Origin of the sequence: Xanthomonas sp. CFBP 8443, assembly GCF_025666195.1 — a bacterium.
GTDB lineage: Bacteria > Pseudomonadota > Gammaproteobacteria > Xanthomonadales > Xanthomonadaceae > Xanthomonas_A.
Genome location: NZ_CP102592.1, coordinates 1663821 through 1682102, shown reverse-complemented (window position 1 = coordinate 1682102; position 18282 = coordinate 1663821). Strand labels below are relative to the sequence as shown.

General features: G+C 68.9%; 9 protein-coding genes. 3 read left to right on the top strand and 6 right to left on the bottom strand.

Annotated features, from left to right (window positions below; translation table 11 throughout):
* Positions 1-3: 3 nt before the first annotated feature.
* The 4 genes from NUG20_RS07230 to NUG20_RS07215 form a co-directional block, all read right to left on the bottom strand.
* Complete coding sequence (locus NUG20_RS07230; RefSeq protein ID WP_263397695.1) at positions 4-2937, bottom strand: TonB-dependent receptor; 2934 nt, start codon at positions 2935-2937, stop codon at positions 4-6.
* A gap of 140 nt (positions 2938-3077) precedes the next feature.
* A complete protein-coding gene (locus tag NUG20_RS07225) occupies positions 3078-4082 on the bottom strand; it encodes a FecR family protein (RefSeq protein WP_263397694.1) in 1005 nt (334 codons plus the stop codon).
* 20 nt (positions 4083-4102) lie between these two features.
* Positions 4103-4618, bottom strand: a complete 516-nt coding sequence (locus tag NUG20_RS07220; RefSeq protein ID WP_263397693.1) for an RNA polymerase sigma factor — start codon at positions 4616-4618, stop codon at positions 4103-4105.
* Positions 4619-4809: 191 nt separating this feature from the next.
* Complete coding sequence (locus NUG20_RS07215) at positions 4810-6738, bottom strand: alpha-L-fucosidase (protein ID WP_263398409.1); 1929 nt, start codon at positions 6736-6738, stop codon at positions 4810-4812.
* Between the two features lie 446 nt (positions 6739-7184).
* Here NUG20_RS07215 and mutS point away from each other — a divergent pair, with 446 nt between their 5' ends.
* Positions 7185-9797 (top strand): DNA mismatch repair protein MutS, encoded by a 2613-nt coding sequence (mutS, locus tag NUG20_RS07210; protein WP_263397692.1) that lies wholly within the window; start codon positions 7185-7187, stop codon positions 9795-9797.
* Positions 9798-9894: 97 nt separating this feature from the next.
* Here mutS and NUG20_RS07205 read toward each other — a convergent pair whose 3' ends face one another.
* Together NUG20_RS07205 and NUG20_RS07200 are read right to left on the bottom strand one after the other, a co-directional pair.
* Positions 9895-10551, bottom strand: a complete 657-nt coding sequence (locus NUG20_RS07205) for a glutathione S-transferase family protein (protein WP_263397691.1) — start codon at positions 10549-10551, stop codon at positions 9895-9897.
* 58 nt (positions 10552-10609) lie between these two features.
* Complete coding sequence (locus NUG20_RS07200) at positions 10610-11305, bottom strand: helix-turn-helix transcriptional regulator (protein ID WP_263397690.1); 696 nt, start codon at positions 11303-11305, stop codon at positions 10610-10612.
* A 417-nt stretch (positions 11306-11722) separates the two neighbouring features.
* On the opposite strand from NUG20_RS07200, the gene NUG20_RS07195 reads away from it, so the two are divergent.
* Both NUG20_RS07195 and katG read left to right on the top strand, forming a co-directional pair.
* Positions 11723-15031, top strand: coding sequence for an AAA family ATPase (locus tag NUG20_RS07195; protein WP_263397689.1), 3309 nt, complete (start codon positions 11723-11725; stop codon positions 15029-15031).
* Positions 15032-15345: 314 nt separating this feature from the next.
* A complete protein-coding gene (gene katG / locus NUG20_RS07190) occupies positions 15346-17595 on the top strand; it encodes a catalase/peroxidase HPI (protein WP_263397688.1) in 2250 nt (749 codons plus the stop codon).
* The last annotated feature ends 687 nt before the right edge of the window (positions 17596-18282 follow it).

Sequence of the window (18282 nt, the reverse complement as noted above, 5' to 3'; positions counted from 1 at the left end):
TCCTCAGTTGTAGATGAGGTGGAAGTAGAAGAAGCGGCCGTAGTCGTCGATCTCGGTACGGAAGCGTCCGTTCGGGCCGGTGCTGTAGGTCGGCTGCGTGTTGAACAGGTTCTTGGCCTCGTACTTCAGCGTCACGTGCTTGCCGATCCGGTGGCTGAAGGCCAGGTTGAAGGTCATGTACGGGTCGTAGTACGAGTCCAGCCATTGCGTGTCGCCGAAGTCGACCAGCATGCGGCTGCGGTAGGTGCCGGACATGCGCAGTTGCGCGCCCTGCCACGGCATGCGCCAGATCAGCGAGCCGTTCAACGACCAGTCCGGCTGGTACAGCAGGCGGTCGAGGCGGCGTTCGCTGCCGTCGCTGATCCGGTAGTCGGTGCGGCCTTCCAGCCGGGTGGCGTTGAAATACATGTCGAAGCGCTGCTGGCCCCAGCGCAGGTTGCGGTTGGCGATGGCGAACTCCACGCCGCGCAGCGTGGATTCGTCGGTGTTCATCGGCTGGGTCACCCGATAGCGGATGTCGCCGATGGTCTCGAAGGTGGTCAAGGTGTAGATGTCGTCCTTGATGACCTTGTCGAACAGCGCCAACGAGACCAGGCCGTTGTTGCCGTTGAAGTACAGGTCCCAGGCCAGGTCCAGGTTGGTGGCGCGGCGCGGCTCCAGGCCGGCGTTGCCCTGCTGGATGGTGCAGAAATTCCCGCCCTGGCCGTCGTCGCCGCAGCTGGTGTTGGTGGCCTGGGCGATGTTGCTTGGCGTCGGCCGGCCCAGCGTGCGGCTGGCCGAGAAGCGCAGGCGCTGGTCCTCGCTGAGCTTGAAGGTGGCGTTCAACGACGGCAGCAGGTTGTCGTAGCCGCCGCCGGTCTTGCGCAGGTCGGCCGTATAGGTCGTGCCGCCGTCGTCGCTGAAGGGACTGAACGCATCGAAGCGGGTGTGGTCGTAGCGCAGGCCGCCGATCAGCAACAGCCGCTCCCAGGCGTAGTGCGCCGAGACGTACGCATTGGCGATGTCCTCGACGTACTTGTAGTCGCTGCTGACGTTGGCGTTCGGGTAGGCGGCGTTGTTGTCGCCCAGCTTCTGCACCAACTGCTCGCTCCACTTGCGGTTGTCGATCAACGGAAAGCCCGGCACGGTGCCCAGCAGGGTCGAGCCCGGATAGAGGTAGTCGTTGAGCGTCGCGCTGGTCTTGTAGTAGTCGAAATCGACGTTCTGCCAGATGTTCAGGTGGCGGTACTCGGCGCCGGCGGCGACGCCGAAGCCGCGCGCCTCGGCGTCGATGTTGTGGGTGAAGTCCACCCGCAGGTTGTCGATGGTCTCCTGCGCCTGGCGCGGCGAGGTGTAGGCCTGCGCCGGATTGAGCTTGAACGCCGAGCTGGTCAGCAGGCTCGGATCGGAGACGCCGACCGCGTTGGGGAAGCCATGGCTGTCGTTGGCGTAGTCGACGAACAGGTTGCTCGGATAGGCGCGCACACCCCAGTAGACCTGGGTGTTGTCGAACGTCTCTTCGGTGTGGCCAGCGCGCAGGGTGAGCTTGGACGCATCGCCCAGGTCCCAGCTGAAACTGGCGATGGCGCCGCGGTTGCTGCGGTCCCAGCGGTCGTGCCGGTTCTTGATGTAGATGCTGTTGATCTGGGTGGTGCCGCTGTCCTCGGTCTGGTCGCGGATCGGGAACTTGGCATTGGAGTACAGGTCGGTCTTGTTCATCGTCGAGTTCTCGTAGAACCGGTACGAGTACAGCAGCAGCGAGGCGTAGAAGGGCTCGTCCGACGGCTTCCACTCCAGCTTGGCCGAGCCGCCGAAGTTGGTGATGTAGTTGGTGTAGGTGCCGGTGCTGAAATTGCCCGGCGCGCGCAGGCCGTTCCAGCCGGCGGCCTCGCTGGGCTCGGTGGTGCCGTCGGTCAGGTATTTGCCGGCGTCGTTGTAGTAGTAGTTCGATTCCACCCAGCGCTTGATGCTGTTGCGCGAACGCTGCTCGTAACGCGCCACCGCCACGATGCCGAACTGCTGGTCGGCGCCAAACTGGTTGGAGAACACCGCCTTGGCGCTCTTGCCGAAGTGGCCCAGAGTCTTGTGATCGCCGCCGGCGCTGCGGCCGACGTCGGTTTCGGCGGTGGAGTAGATGCCGGCGACATCGGCGAACACGTACTTGCCCGAGCGGTCGAACGCGCTGCGGCTGATGATGTCGATCACCCCGCCGATGGCATCGGGCGCCTGCTCGGCGCTGAAGCTCTTGTAGATGTCGGTGCGGGTGCCGATATCGCTGGGAATCAGCTGCAGGTTGTTCATGCGCTCGCCGGAGCCGCTGCCGCCCACGCTGGCGATCGCGATGCCGTCGATGGTCGTGTAGTTGAGGTTGGCCTGCACGCCGCGCACGGTCACGTAGCGCGGCTCGCCCGCGTCCTCCACCGCGCTCAGGCCCGGCGCGGCCATCAGGCTTTCGGCCAGCGTCTCGTCGCCGTAGCTGTCCATCTCGTCGTAGATCACCGAATCGCGGATCATCGGCGAGCTCTTCTTCTGCTCGATCACCTCGTGCGCGGCGATCACCTTCACCGCATCCAGGGTGGGGGCGACCCTGCCCTCCTCCTCGCGCGGCGGCGGCGTGGCCGGCTTGGATTCGCTGCGCGCCGGGGCCGGATCGATGGCGATGACGTTGCCGTCCACCACCGAATAGTTCAGGCCGGTACCGGCCAGCAGCGCATCCAGCGCCTGCTTGACGGTGGCGCCCGCCGGGACCGCGCCGCCCATGCGCGTCGTGCCGGTCGGCGAGTACAGGAACTGCACGCCCGAGTTGCGCGAGAGCTGTTCCAGCGCGCGGCCCAACGGCTGCGCGGCGATCGGTGCGGTGACCCGGATTTCCAGGCCCTCCGGTGTCGCCGCGCGCGCCTGGGTGAGCAGACAGGGTGACAGGGCGAGGACGATGGACAGGTAGAGCTGCTTCCGCATTGCGGTTCCTTGGAGGAGAGAGGACGGCAGGCGCTCGTCGCGGATCGACGGCGGCTTCTCCTAAGAAAGAGCGGGAAAACGCGGAAGTGGAGAACGCGGATTCGATGAATTTTTTTTGACAGCGCCCGCGCGCCTCGCGCTCAGCGGCTGGAGACCCGCACCGTGTCGCCATCGCGGCGCACCGCGAAGCGCGCATCGCGCTGCAGGAAGGCCTGCAATGCCGCAACCCGGTGCGCGTCCAGGCTGCCGGACAGGCGCACCGATGCGGCCGCCGCGTCCTCGACCACCACCTGCACCGTGTTGTGGCGATTGAACGCCGCCGCGACTTCGTCCAGGCGTTCGTCGAGGAAGGAGACCTTGCGCTGCTGCCAGTCCAGCAGCATCGAGGCCGGCATATCGAGCCGCTGCACCGCGCCGCTGCCATGATCGACCAGCACCACCCGGCCGGCATCCAGCTGCGCCAGGCGCCGCGCATCCGTGCCGCTGCGCCAGACCTCCACTTCACCGGACATCACCCCGATTCGGGTGCCCTGCAAGCGCCGCGACACATCGAACACGGTGCCGATGTCGCGGATCTGCAGGCCGTCGACCTGCACCAGGAAGGGCCGCCGATCCGCGGCGATGTCGAAGGTGGCTTCGCCCTGCAGCAGCTCAACCCGCCGCGACAGCCAGCCCATGCGCACACGCACGACGCTGTCCGCGTTGAGACGCAGCTGGGTGCCGTCGGCGAGCCTGAGGTCGCGCAATTGCCCGTGTCCGGCCGTCAGCAGCAGCGCCTGCGGCTGCAGGTGCAGCAATCCGAAGCCAAGCCCCAGCGCGATGCAGGCCGCTGCGGCCGCCAGCATCCAGCCACGGCGTGCGCGGCGCATGCGCGGCGCCGGCGTGCGCGGCGCGCTGGCGAACAACGGCACCACCTTGGCCAGGGTGCCGTGCACTGCCCGGTCGGGAGCCACCGCCTCCTGCCGCGCCATTCCCATGGCCGCGCCCACCTGGCGATGCAGGTGCAAGGCACGCAGGTATTCGCGCACGTGCTCGGGCGAACGCTGCATCCAGTCCAGGAACGCCAGGCGCTGGGGTTCGCTCAGCGCCGCCTCGCGGTTGAGCAGGAACCAGCGGGCCGCCTGCTCGGCCACGGTCCCGTCCATGGATGTCGGCTCCTGCCGGTTCACGCGTCCTCCCCGGCGCCCAGCGCCTTGCGGCAGGCGTCCAGGCCCTTGCCGATGTGCTTGCGCACCATGTGCACGGACACGTCCAACTGCGCACCGATCTGCGGACATTCCAGGCCGTCGCGATAGTGCAGTTCCATCATCCGCCGCGTGGTCGGCGGCAGCTGCGCGATGGCGCCGCGGATATCGTTCCAGCGCTGCCTGCTTTCGAACGTGCCTTCCACATCCTCTTCGCTCTTCAGCACTTCGGCCAGCAGCTCGACATCCTCCAGCGGCGGCAGCGAAGCGCGCGAGCGCGCATGCTCGCGGGCCAGGTTGGCCGCCACGGTGTACAGGTACGCCTCGGGATTGGCGACCGCCTCGGCGTTCTCGCCGGTCGTGCGCAGCAGGCGCAGGTAGACCTCTTGCGCCAGGTCCTCGGCATCTTCGGCGTGCGAGCCACGGCGAAGGAAGAAGCCACGCAGCAGACGACGCCGCAGTTCGTAGCTCTTCTCCCAGATCCTGACGCTGCTCACGCTGATCGACCGCACCGCACTCGGAAACGTTCGATCTTCCCGCGACAAGATGACATCGCGATTGCATCGCGGCGCTGTCGCACTGCACTGCCCCGCATCGCCGTCCCGTGACACGGCCTTCGCGTCATGAACCAGGGCGTCGCCTCAGCGATGCACGCCCCCACCGCGCATGGCGGTGGGAGCGCAAGCGATCATCGCAAGCGCGAGAACGCGCCGATACCGGCGATCGCCAGCCGCTCGGCGGGCACCGCCGTTTCGGCGAACGACAGCCGCAGGTAGCGGATCTGGCGTACGTCGGGGAAGTTCAGACGCTGGGTCGAGAGCGCGTAGGCGATATTGGCCAGCTCGCCGGCGCCGGCCGGCTGCCAGTGCCGACCGTCTTCGCTGCTTTCGGCGCGATAGCCTTTCGGCGGCGCCGCGCCGTTCATCACCGCACGCGATGGAGTGAGGCTGAAGCCAGCGACTTGGCGCAGCGCGCCGAGGTCGATGGTCACCTGCACGGGATGGCCGGGCTTGGGCGCGGGCACGACCCAGACCGTGCCGGCATCGTCGTCGAGCAGCTTCTCCGCCTCAGGCGCGCTGGCCTCGACAATCCGCCAACCCGCGGCGGACAGCACGTCCGGCGCGGTCGCCAGCGGCCGCGCGACCGGAACCGGCGCAACCGCGCGGAACAGCGCGAATTCGCTGATCGCCGGGCAGACCGGCGCCTCGAGCACGACCAGGCGCACGCGACGCGCGGCGACCGGGCGATCGAGCCGCAGGATCCGCTGTGCGCCGATGCATTGCGCCTCGGCCAACCGCTGCCATTGCCCATCGATCTCGGCTTCGACCGCGAAGCGGGTGACGCGCACGCCCAGCGGCAGGTATTCGCGCAGCCGGATCAAGTCGAAGCTGCGAACCGCCGACAGTTCCAGCGTCAGCGTCGGCGTGGTGACGTCGTCCGGCGTAGACCAGTAGCTGTCCGCCTGGCGGTCGAGCACGCGCGCCGGCTCGAATCCTTTCCCGCGCGAATCGCTGGCGCTGGCCTTGGCGCCCTTGGCCAGATCGATGGCGAAGCTGGCGCGGATCGCGTCGCCGAAGCTCTGCAGCACCGCGACGTCGTGGTCGGCGATGCGGCCGCGTCGGTCCGGCGGAAGATTGAGGTTCATGTTGGTGCCGCGCGCGACGGAGGTGTCGAAATAGCGCACCAGATTCTCCGGGCTGCGCACCTTGCCGTCTTCGTCGGCATGGTAGAACCAGCCCGGGCGGATCGAGGTGTTGGTTTCGGCCGGCCACCACAGTGGCGCCCCGCGCACGCCGGCATTGCCGTTTTCCTGCGTGTAGGGGGCATTGGGCATGGTCGGCCAGCACGGATCGCCGGCGACGCCGTCCTCGTTGCCGACCCAACGGATATCGGCGCCGAGCGGATCGAAGGTGCAGGCCATCGGCTGGTGCTGGTGGACCAGTTCGATCATCCGCGGCCAGTCGTAGTAGGCGGGCGCATCGAGCTTGCGCGTTTCGCGCGCTCCACCGTAGTAGCCGTCGCCGCCATTGGCGCCGTCGAACCAGAACTCGAACAAGTCGCCATAGCTCGTGCACAGTTCGACGATCTGCTTGCGGAAATAGTCGAGATATCCGGGGCGGCCATACTCGGCGTGGTTGCGATCCCAGGGGGACAGGTAGATGCCGAAGGCCAGGCCGGCGCGCCGGCACGCCGCCGCCATTTCGCCGACGATGTCGCCCTTGCCGTTCTTGTAGGGCGAATTGCGAATGCAATGCTCGGTCAGGCGGGTCGGCCAGAGGCAGAACCCGTCGTGGTGTTTGGCGGTAAAGATGAGCCCTTTCAGGTTGCCGGCCTTGGCGGCGGCGACGATCTGATCGGCGGAGAAATCGCTGGGATCGAACTTGCGCGGATCCTCGTCGCCGTAGCCCCATTCCTTGTCGGTAAAGGTGTTCATCGCAAAATGCACGAAGGCGTATTGCTCCCACCGGTGCCACCGCAGCTGCCGCGCGCTGGGCACGGCGCCCCACGGTGCCGGCCCCTTGGGACGCGGCGCAGCCGCAATCTGGGCGGCGGATGCGCTGAAACCTGCGGCGACGGCCACGACACCCGTGGCAAGAAAGGTACGACGATCGATCATTGGCGCCTCCGACTCTACACAGGCCCGGATCTTAGCTTTTCCAACGGCGGAAGAGTCCGCCCCCGAAGCTAAGAACAGTCGTGCAATGGAGAGAAGATCAATCCGTGTGGCGATCCTTCGCCGCATGCCCGGGAATTGACTGCGCGCTGTCGCCGATCCCCGTTTCCACGGACACTTGCAGCTGACGCCCAGACGACTCGACCGTACTTGGCATGGACTCGGCATTGCACGTGCTGCACACCGACCGGACATTCCTTGCCTCCCGATTGGCTCCCTGCAAGTGTCCATGGAAACGTGACGACACACGGAGCTCCACAGTGGATCGGCAGTGGCGCGTCGGGCCACGGAGCCAGGCTGAAGCTACGCCACCCTGTCCTTTGCTGGCTGCACACGTCCATACTTGCCCACAGCCAGCCATCCCGAAATTCTTCAAGCCATTGAATCAGATGCAAAATCGAGAGAAAACCCAAGCGCCTGGAAGCGCAGCGGAACACACCCCGCTGATGAAGCAGTTCTTCGCCGCCAAGTCCGAGTACCCGGACCTGCTGCTGTTCTTTCGCATGGGCGACTTCTATGAACTGTTCTACGACGACGCGCGCAAGGCCGCGCGGTTGCTGGACATCACCCTGACCCAGCGCGGCAGTTCCGGCGGCGCGCCGATCCCGATGGCCGGGGTGCCGGTGCATGCGTACGAAGGCTATCTGGCGCGGCTGGTGGCGCTGGGCGAGTCGGTGGCGATCTGCGAGCAGATCGGCGATCCGGTGCTGGCCAAGGGCCTGGTCGAGCGCAAGGTGGTGCGCGTGGTCACGCCGGGCACGGTGACCGACGAGGCGCTGCTCGACGAGCGCCGCGACACCTTGCTGATGGCCATCGCGCGCAACAAGCACGGCTACGGCCTGGCCTGGGCCGATCTGGCCGGCGGCCGCTTCCTGGTCAACGAGGTCGACAGCGAGGACGCGCTGGAGGCGGAACTGGCGCGGCTGGAACCGGCCGAGCTGCTGGTGCCCGACGAGGACCAGTGGCCGGAATTCCTGCGCGAGCGGCGCGGCGTGCGCCGCCGCGCGCCGTGGCTGTTCGACGCCGACAGCGGCCGCCGCCAGTTGCTCAACTTCTTCCAGCTGCACGACCTCAGCGGCTTCGGCATCGACGACAAGCCGCGCGCCACTGCCGCCGCCGGCGCGCTGCTCGGCTACGTGGAGGAAACGCAGAAGCAACGCCTGCCGCACCTGACCGCGATCGCGATGGAGACCGCCAGCGAGGCGATCGCGATGAACGCCGCCACGCGCCGCCACCTGGAGCTGGACACGCGGGTGGACGGCGACACCCGCAACACCTTGCTCGGCGTGCTCGACAGCACGGTCACGCCGATGGGAGGGCGCCTGCTGCGGCGCTGGCTGCACCGCCCGCTGCGCCTGCGCGAGGTGCTGGTACAGCGTCACCACGCGGTCGGCATGCTGATCGACCGCGGCGCGGATGCCGATCTGCGCGATGCGTTCCGCGCGCTCGGCGACATCGAACGCATCCTCACCCGGGTGGCGCTGCGCTCGGCGCGGCCGCGCGATTTCTCCACGCTGCGCGACGGCCTGGGCCTGCTGCCGGCGGTGCGCACGATCCTGGCGCCGCTGGATTCGCCGCGGCTGGCCGCGCTGGCCGCGGAACTGGGCCAGCACGACGAGATCGCGCATCTGCTGGCCTCGGCGATCGCCGAGCAGCCGCCGCTCAAGCTCAGCGACGGCGGCGTCATCGCCGCCGACTACGACGCCGAACTGGACGAACTGCGCCGGCTCAGCACCCATGCCGACCAGTTCCTGATCGACCTGGAAGCGCGCGAGCGCGCCAGCAGCGGCATCGCCACGCTGAAGGTCGGCTACAACCGCGTGCACGGCTACTACATCGAGATCAGCAAGGGCCAGGCGGAAAAAGCGCCGGTGCACTACACGCGGCGGCAGACGCTGACCAACGCCGAGCGCTACATCACCGAGGAACTGAAGAACTTCGAGGACAAGGTGCTGTCGGCGCGCGAGCGCTCGCTGTCGCGCGAGAAACTGTTGTACGAAGCCTTGCTGGACACGCTGGGCGATCGCCTGGAACCGCTCAAGCGCGCCGCCGCCGCGCTCAGCGAACTGGACGTGCTGGCCGGCTTCGCCGAACGCGCGCAGGCGCTGGACTGGGCGCAGCCGGAACTGGAGACCGCGCCGTGCCTGCGCATCGAGCGTGGCCGCCACCCGGTGGTGGAAGCGGTGCGCGAGCAGCCGTTCGAGCCCAACGACCTGGACCTGCACCCGGACCGGCGCATGCTGGTCATCACCGGCCCGAACATGGGCGGCAAGTCCACCTACATGCGCCAGAACGCGCTGATCGTGCTGCTGGCGCACATCGGCAGCTACGTGCCGGCCACGCGCGCGGTGATCGGCCCGATCGACCGCATCCTGACCCGCATCGGCGCCGGCGACGACCTGGCGCGCGGCCAGTCCACCTTCATGGTCGAGATGGCCGAGACCAGCTACATCCTGCACCACGCCAGCGCGCAGTCGCTGGTGCTGATGGACGAGATCGGCCGCGGCACCTCGACCTACGACGGCCTGGCCCTGGCCGATGCGGTGGCGCGCCACCTGGCGCATCACAACCGCTGCTACACCCTGTTCGCCACGCACTATTTCGAGCTGACCGCGCTGGCCGACGAATCGGTCGAAGGCGGCGCCAGCGGCATCGCCAACGTGCATCTGGACGCGGTCGAGCACGGCGACAAACTGGTGTTCATGCATGCGGTCAAGGACGGCCCGGCCAACCGCAGTTTCGGCCTGCAGGTGGCGGCGCTGGCCGGCTTGCCGAAGTCCACCGTCGCACAGGCGCGGCGGCGGCTGGCGGAACTGGAGCAGCGCGGCGGCGAGAGCCACGCTTCGCAGATGGCGCCGCAGGCGCTGGACGCGCCGCAGCAGTTCGGCCTGTTCGCGGCCACGCCCTCGGCCGCGCAGGAAGCGCTGGCGGCGCTGGACCCGGACGAGCTGACGCCCAAGCAGGCGCTGGAAGCGCTGTACCGGCTCAAGTCGCTGCTGTAGCCCGGCGTGCAAGCATCAGCCCCTCTCCCACCGGGAGAGGGGTTGGGGTGAGGGTACGGCCGCGCAGCACACGCAACCGCTGGCGGGCCGCATTCCGCTAGGCGGCGGCCGGCGCCGCGCGCGCCGGCATATCCGGGTTGGGATGCGCCGCGACCAATGCATCGTCGATCGCCGCGGCACGCAATGCCGCCGGTCGCGCGCCATGCCGCTGCGCGAAGGCGGTGAACGCCGGACGCGCGTCGAGCATGCCGAAGCGCAGGTAATACCCCAGCACCGACGCCACGTACAGGTCGGCCGCGCTGAAGCGGTCGCCGGCCAGGTATTCGCGCCCCTCGACCGCCTGCTCCAGCGTGCGCAGCAGGTCGGCCTCGCTGCCGTAACCGGCACTGCGTGCCGGCGCCAGCGCCCCGGCCTGCTTGGCGGTCAGCAGCGACTCGACCGGGCCGGCCAGGAACGCCAGCCAGCGGTAGTAGTCGGCGCGTGCCGGCGAGCCCGGCGGCGGCGCCAGTTGCCGCTCCGGCACCAGGTCGGCCAGGTAGGCGCAGATCGCCGCGTTCTCGGTGACCACGGCGTCGCCGTGGCGCAGCGCCGGGACCTTGCCCATCGGGTTGATCGCCAGGTACTCCGGCGCCTTCATCGTGGTGCCGTAGTCGAGGATGACGTCCTCGTAAGGCAGGCCGGTTTCCTCCAGCATCCAGCGGGCGACGCGGCCGCGCGACAGGGGGTGGGTGTAGAACACGAGCTTGGTGGACATGGGCGGACTTCCGTGGTGGACAGCCTGCAGTCTGGCCCTGCCCTGCTGACAGGTACTGTCAGTAGTCCGCGCCGTAGCCGGTGGCCGCGCGCCAGCGCTTGATCAGCAGGTGCCGCCGCGAGGGATAGCGCTCACCATCGTCGGCCAGGGCCAGCACCCGGTCGGCGCGGAAATGGCGGAAGTCGCGGCGCAGTTCGCACCACGCGGCAATCATGCCGTAGCCGCCGAGGAAGGCCATCGCGAACGGCCAGATCAGCCGTTGCGAGGCCGCCCCGCCCGCATCGGCGTAGTCCATCCGCAACACGTGTTCGAGCCGGATGCCACGGCGCAGCACCGGCAACCACGGCGCCAGCGGTTGCGTGGCGTCGGACGCGGGCACCAGCAGCCCGCTGGTCTCGATCGACAAGCGCAGGTTGCCGGGCAGCGTGGAGGTGATCCGCGCCACCGCGCGCTGCGCCGCCTGCGCCAGTTCCGGATCGGCCTGGCGCGCCACCCAGCGCGCGCCCAGGGTCAGCGCCTCCAGTTCGTCCTCGCTGAAATTCAGCGCCGGCAGCAGGAAGCCCGGACGCAGCACATAGCCGACGCCAGGGTCGCCGAGGATGTCGGCACCTTGCGCGCGCAGGGTCGCGATGTCGCGGTACAGCGTGCGCAGGCTGACGCCCAGCGCGGCAGCGAGTTGGGCACCGGCCACCGGCCGGCGGCGGCCGCGCAGGGCGTCGAGCAGATGCAGCAGGCGGGTCGCGCGGATGGTCATCGCAACAGGATAGTGATCTTTGCCGCGTGCGGAGCGGGATCCTGCGCGCGCGCCTTGCGACGCATCCGACGAACGCGCCGCCAGCCATCGAACCGGTCCGAAGACACGCCGGCGCGCAGGCGGCTGGCGCGGTCGATCGGCTCAACGCTTGGCTGTAGCCCGCCCGAAACACGCGCGCCTATACTCGTGCAGCCGTCGCCTGCACAGACCGTGACGCGATTGGATAGCCGCGCGTGCGGACGCGCCCCAGGGACAAGGAAGCAGAGGAACGCATGTCGATACGCCAGGACGCCACGGCACCCACATGGACGCGGCCGGACACGGCGCTCGCGTGCGCCGCCTTCCGCACCCGTGCCGGCGCCGGACGCGGCGACGGCATCCGATCCAACCGCACCGGCAGGCACTAAGGAGCCTCGCGTGGAGATCTATCTGTTCGTGATCGGCGTCATCGTCGGCGCCTTGCTGCTGCATGTCTTCAGACACGCCGGAGCGGCCGCTCCGCGCACGCCGCACTCCGCATCCGACACCGAACCGGAGCCGCAGCAGGCCGCGCCGGAGCCACCGGCCGGGGACACGCCGGCCCAGCACCTGCAACGGCTGCGCCAGCAGGTGGAAGCGCTGGACGATCAGATCCAGAGTCCGGCCGACCTGCTGCGGATCCCGCAGTTCCAGCAAGGGGTGACGCTGCTGACCAGCCTGGAGTTCTCCGACCAGGCGGTGATCGAAGCGCTCGGCAGCCCGGGCTACGCGCTGCCGTCGATGGCCGCGGTGGCGCTGCCACGCCGCCGCCGCAGCGATCCGGACGCGGTGCTGGAACTGCTGCCGCATCTGGGCGCGTATCCGCTCAACTTCGTGCTCGACTACCTGCAGGGACTGCCGGACGCGGACCATCTGCATGTGCTGCTGCGCCAGGCGCGCGACTGGTGGTGGGGCTTCGTGCCGTTCCGGCAGCGCCTGCGCGACTACCTGCACTGGGCCGCCGGCAAGGCGCCGGCGGACCGCGCGGTGCAGTTCGATGGACTGGACGACGATGCGCTGGCCAAGCTGGCCGACACCCTGGGCCAGTTCAAGGAACCGGTGCTGGAGCCGTTCCTGCAACGCTTGCAGGACGCGCGCCGCGCGCACCGCGAGCAGCGCGTGCTGGGCGGTTTCGGCCGGGTCGTCGCCACGCTGCCGCCGCGCCTGCGCCTGCGCCATCCCGCGCTGGACGCAGCGCTGCAGCGCGCCTACGAACAGCTGGTGGCCGCGCCGCCGCAACCGGTGCTGCTGGTCGGCGAACACGGCGTCGGCAAGAGCGTGCTGATCGATCTGCTCAGCGAACGCCTGCTGGCCGAAGGCTGGCGCGTGTTCGAGGCGTCGGCGGCCGAGATCCTCGCCGGGCAGAGCTACATCGGCGAGCTGGAAGGCCGCATCCGCGAGATGCTGGCGGTGCTGCATCGCGAACGCGCGCTGTGGCGCGCGCCGGATTTCTACGACCTGCTGCACAAGGGTTCGCACTCGCGCGATCCGCGCGGCATCCTCGACCTGGTGCTGCCGGCGCTGGAGCGCGGCGAACTGCGCCTGATCGGCGAGATCACGCCGCGGCAACTGGCGCAGTTGCAGGTGGCACGGCCGGCGACGCGCTCGCGCTTCGAAGTGGTCACGCTGGCGCCGGCCGCGCCCGCCGCCCTGGCGCAGATCGGCCAACAGTGGGCGCAGGCGCAGCGGCAGGCGCTGCAGGCGGAAGTGATCGACGCACGCGCCCTGGCCGAGGCCGAGCGCATGGCCGCGCAGTATTTCCCCGAGCAATACGAACCGGGACGGCTGCTGCAGCTGCTGGACGAGACCCTGCAGGCCGCCACCGGCGGCGAGGCGCCGCGCCTGCCGCTCGACGACGATGCCTTGCTGCAGGCCGTGGCCAAGCGCAGCGGCCTGCCGCTGGAGGTGATCGACGATCGCCAGCGGCTGGAACTGGACGCGCTGCGCCGCTTCTTCCGCCAGCGCGTGCTCGGCCAGGACGAGGCGGTGGAGACCCTGCTCGACCGCATCGCCATGCTCAAGGCCGGCCTGATCGACAGCCATCGCCCGATCGGCGTGTTCCTGTTCGCCGGCCCCACCGGCACCGGCAAGACCGAACTGGCCAAGGCGCTGGGCGAGCTGCTGTTCGGCACCCCCGAGCGCCTGCTGCGCCTGGACATGAGCGAATTCCAGGGCGAGGACGCGCTGGCGCGGCTCACCGGCGACGACAGCGCCGGCCAGCGCACGCTGATCGCGCGGATCCGCGAGCAGCCGTTCTCGGTGGTGCTGCTGGACGAGTTCGAGAAGGCCCACCCCAAGGTCTGGGACCTGTTCCTGCAGGTGTTTGACGACGCGCGGCTGAGCGACCGCAACGGCAACACCGCCGACTTCCGCCACAGCATCATCATCCTGACCAGCAACGTCGGCGCCACCCTCGCCCGCGGCGCCGGCCCCGGCTTCGCCACCGTCGCCGGCGGCTATTCGCGCAGTGCGGTGGAGAAGGCGGTGTACGAGACCTTCCGCCGCGAGTTCATCAACCGGCTCGATCGGGTGGTGCTGTTCAATCCACTGGACCGCGCGCTGATGCGCGAGATCCTGCACAAGGAACTGGACCGCACGTTGACCCGGCGCGGCCTGCGCAACCGCGCCTGGGCCGTGGAATGGGAACCGTCGGCGATCGAATTCCTGCTCGATCGCGGCTTCACCCCGGATCTGGGCGCGCGCCCGCTGCGCCGCGCGATCGAACAGCATCTGCTCGCGCCGCTGGCGCGCAGCATCGTCGAACAGCGCGCGCCGGAAGGCGACCAGTTCCTGTTCGTGCGCGGCGCCGGCGATCGCCTGGACGTGCGTTTCATCGCGCCCGACGCGCCCGCGCCGGCACCCGCATCGGGCGGCGACGCCGATCCGGCAGCGCCGGCGGACCTGCGCGACATCGTCTATGCGCCCAGCGCCAGCGATGCGGTGCTGCCGCGCCTGGATGCGGCCCTGCACGCCCTGCACCAGACGCATGCCGCGACCGCGTGGCGGCTGGCGCGGGAGGCGGACTTCGCCAGCATGGGCGAAGCCGACTTCTGGTCGCAGCCCGGCCGCTTCCAGGTGCTGGACCGGATCGAACGCCGCGACCGCATCGAGAGCGCGCTGGACAGCGCCGTGCGCATGCGCGCGCGGCTGCACGGTGCGCAGCGCGACGGCGAGTTCGTCGCGCGCCTGGCGCAACTGCTGTGGCTGCTGCAACTGGCCAGCGATGCGCTGCAGGAGCAACGCGCGCAGGACGCGCTGTTGGACCTGCGCATCGGCGCCAGCGAACTGCACCGCCATCCCGCCGACGCGCGGCGCTGGTGGCAGCAACTGCTGCAGATGTACCTGGCCTGGGCCGCGCAACGCAACATGCGGGTGGAAGTGCTGCTGCAGGATCCCGAACAGGGCCGCGCCTGGCTGGCGATCGCCGGCTTCGGCGCGCTGGACCTGCTGCTGCCGGAAACCGGCCTGCACGTGCAGGAACAGGACGCCGACGAACCGGCGCTGCGCCGGCTCACGGCGCAGGTGCGGGTCGTGCCTGACCTGCCCGGACAGGCCCGGCGGGCGCCGGATGTCGGCGAGGAACTGCGCGTGTGCCGGCGCTATCGCATCGCCCCGGCCCCGCTGGTGCGCGACAGCGTGCGCGGTTGGCGCAGCGGCCGGCTGGAGCGCGTGCTGGGCGGCGATTTCGACGTGATGCCCAGCGCCTGAACCGCGGGGTGGCAGCTGCGCACGCCCTTCCCAGACAGCGTGCGCGGCATGCCGCACGCTCGGCACGACACCAGGTTTGCGATTGCCACACGCTATCGGATCGGTTCAATCAATCAATTTTATAAAGAAAGCGGCGGTCGATAGTCTGCACCTACTGAACCCAGACCGGGCAGCCACACCCCAGCGCGACGCTTGCCTCTCCTGCCTGCGCCGACACCCACAGCCGCAAACCGCTTTCCACATCCATCTCCATCCCCGGCAACCGCCCGCCCCCACCGGGTGTGCCCCCTGCGCACGTACGAAGGTCCAGACCGATGAACACCGAAGCCAAATGCCCGTTCCACAGCGCCGCCAGCAGCGGCACCACCAACAAGGATTGGTGGCCGCAGCAGTTGCGCGTGGACCTGCTCAGCCAGCACTCGTCCAGATCCAACCCGCTGGGCGAGGCATTCGACTACGCCAAGGCCTTCAACGGTCTCGACCTGCAGGCGCTGAAGCAGGACCTGCAGGCGCTGATGACCGAGTCGCAGGACTGGTGGCCGGCCGATTTCGGCCACTACGGCCCGCTGTTCGTGCGCATGGCCTGGCATAGCGCCGGCACCTACCGCACCGGCGACGGCCGTGGCGGCGGCGGCCGCGGCCAGCAGCGCTTCGCCCCGCTCAACAGCTGGCCGGACAACGTGAGCCTGGACAAGGCGCGGCGCCTGCTGTGGCCGATCAAGCAGAAGTACGGGCAGGCCATCTCCTGGGCCGACCTGCTGATCCTCACCGGCAACGTCGCGCTGGAATCGATGGGCTTCAAGACCTTCGGTTTCGCCGGCGGCCGCGAAGACACCTGGGAGCCGGACCAGGACGTGTACTGGGGCCGCGAGACCGCCTGGCTGGGCGGCGACGTGCGCTATGCGCACGGCTCCGAAGGCGTCGAGAAGGCCGGCGGCGTGCTGGTGTCCGACGACGACGCCGATGGCGACGTGCACACGCGCAACCTGGAAAACCCGCTGGCCGCGGTGCAGATGGGGCTGATCTACGTCAATCCGGAAGGCCCGGACGGCAATCCCGATCCGCTGCTCGCCGCCAAGGACATCCGCGACACCTTCGCGCGCATGGCGATGAACGACGAGGAGACCGTCGCGCTGATCGCCGGCGGCCATACCTTCGGCAAGACCCATGGCGCCGGCCCGGCCGACCACGTCGGCGCCGAGCCGGAGGGCAGCGACCTGGAAGCGCAGGGCCTGGGCTGGCACAACAGCTTCGGCAGCGGCAAGGGCGGCGACACCATCACCAGCGGCCTGGAGGTCACCTGGACCACCACGCCGGCGCAGTGGGGCCACGATTTCTTCGAGCACCTGTTCAAGTTCGAGTGGGAGCTGAGCAAGAGCCCGGCCGGCGCGCACCAGTGGGTGGCGAAGAACGCGCATGCGCTGATCCCGGACGCGCACGATCCGTCGAAGAAGCACCTGCCGACCATGCTCACCACCGACCTGGCGCTGCGCTTCGATCCGGCGTACGCCACGATCTCGCGCCGTTTCCTGGAGCACCCGGAGCAGTTCGCCGACGCCTTCGCCCGCGCCTGGTTCAAGCTCACCCACCGCGACATGGGACCGCGCGCGCGCTACCTCGGTCCGGACGTGCCGGCCGAAGTGCTGCTCTGGCAGGACCCGATCCCCGCGCTGGACCATCCGCTGGTTGATGCGCAGGACATCGCCGCGCTGAAGCATCGCATTCTCGACTCCGGTTTGAGCATCGCCCAGCTGGTGTCGACCGCGTGGGCGTCGGCCTCCACCTTCCGCGGCTCGGACAAGCGCGGCGGCGCCAACGGCGCGCGCATCCGCCTGGCGCCGCAGAAGGATTGGGACGCGAACCAGCCCGAGCAGCTGGCGCAGGTGCTGGCCACGCTGGAAGACATCCAGGCGCAGTTCAACGGCGCCCAGACCGACGGCAAGAAGATTTCGCTGGCCGACCTGATCGTGCTGGGCGGTGCCGCCGCGGTCGAGCAGGCGGCGAAGAACGCCGGGCAGACGCTGAGCGTGCCGTTCGCGCCGGGGCGCATGGACGCGGCGCAGGAACAGACCGACGTCGACGCGTTCGCGGTGCTGGAACCGGTGGCCGACGGCTTCCGCAACTACGGCAAGCGCCGCTACGCGGTGCCGGCCGAGGCGCTGCTGATCGACAAGGCGCAGCTGCTGACCCTGACCGCGCCGGAGATGACCGTGCTGGTCGGCGGGCTGCGCGTGCTCGGCGCCAACGCCGGGCAGTCGGCGCATGGCGTGTTCACTAAGCGCCGGGACACGTTGAGCAACGACTTCTTCGTCCATCTGCTGGACATGCGCACGGCATGGACCGCCACGTCCCCGGCCCGCGAGGTGTTCGAAGGCCGCGACCGCGCCACCGGCGCGCTGCTGTGGACCGCCACCCGCGCCGACCTGGTGTTCGGCTCCAACTCAATCTTGCGCGCGCTGGCCGAGGTGTATGCGGGTGCCGACGCACAGCAGAAGTTCGTGCAGGACTTCGTCGCCGCGTGGAGCAAGGTGATGGAGCTGGACCGCTTCGATCTTGCAGCGTGAGGTCGATGGCCTGCCCAGTGCGTTGGGCAGACTGCTGATCGGTCGAGCCTGCCCAGATGATCTGGGGCAGGTCGGCAGAGACTGCTTCTGCGCTTTGTGACACGCGAAAAACGCCCTGGCTTGCCGGGGCATTTTTGCGTGAGCGTCGTGGCAGGGATATCCCGACGGTAAGACTGATGCGAAGCTGGATTGTGGAAGTGATTCGGGATGGCCTCAAACCACCTGTCCCGACACTCTCCGACCCCGATCGGTTCACCGCTTCGTTCGTCGCGGCTGAAGCCGCTCCTACAGGGTCTTGCGCGTGCTGGCTGGGTGCATGGTAAGAAGGACTTCAGTCCCGACACGTTCCAACGCCGACAGTCTCACTGCTTCGTTCGTCGCGACTGAAGTCGCTCCCACAGGGGATTTGCGATGCGCCGACTGGATGCACTGCAGGAGGGGCTTCAGCCCCGACTCTGCCCAAAACCATTACTCCACCGCCTCGCTTTCCGCGCCCGAAGTCACTTCCATGGCGCAACCGGCGAGCGAAGAGCACGCTGGCTTGTTGTGGGAGGGACTGCAGTCCCGACTGCATGCTGATCGGAAGCACATCGCTTCGCTCGTCTCGACTGAAGTCGCTTCTACCGAGGCGCCCCTGCACGACGGAGCTGCGCGGCTTTTTGTGGGAGGGACTTCAATCCCGACTGC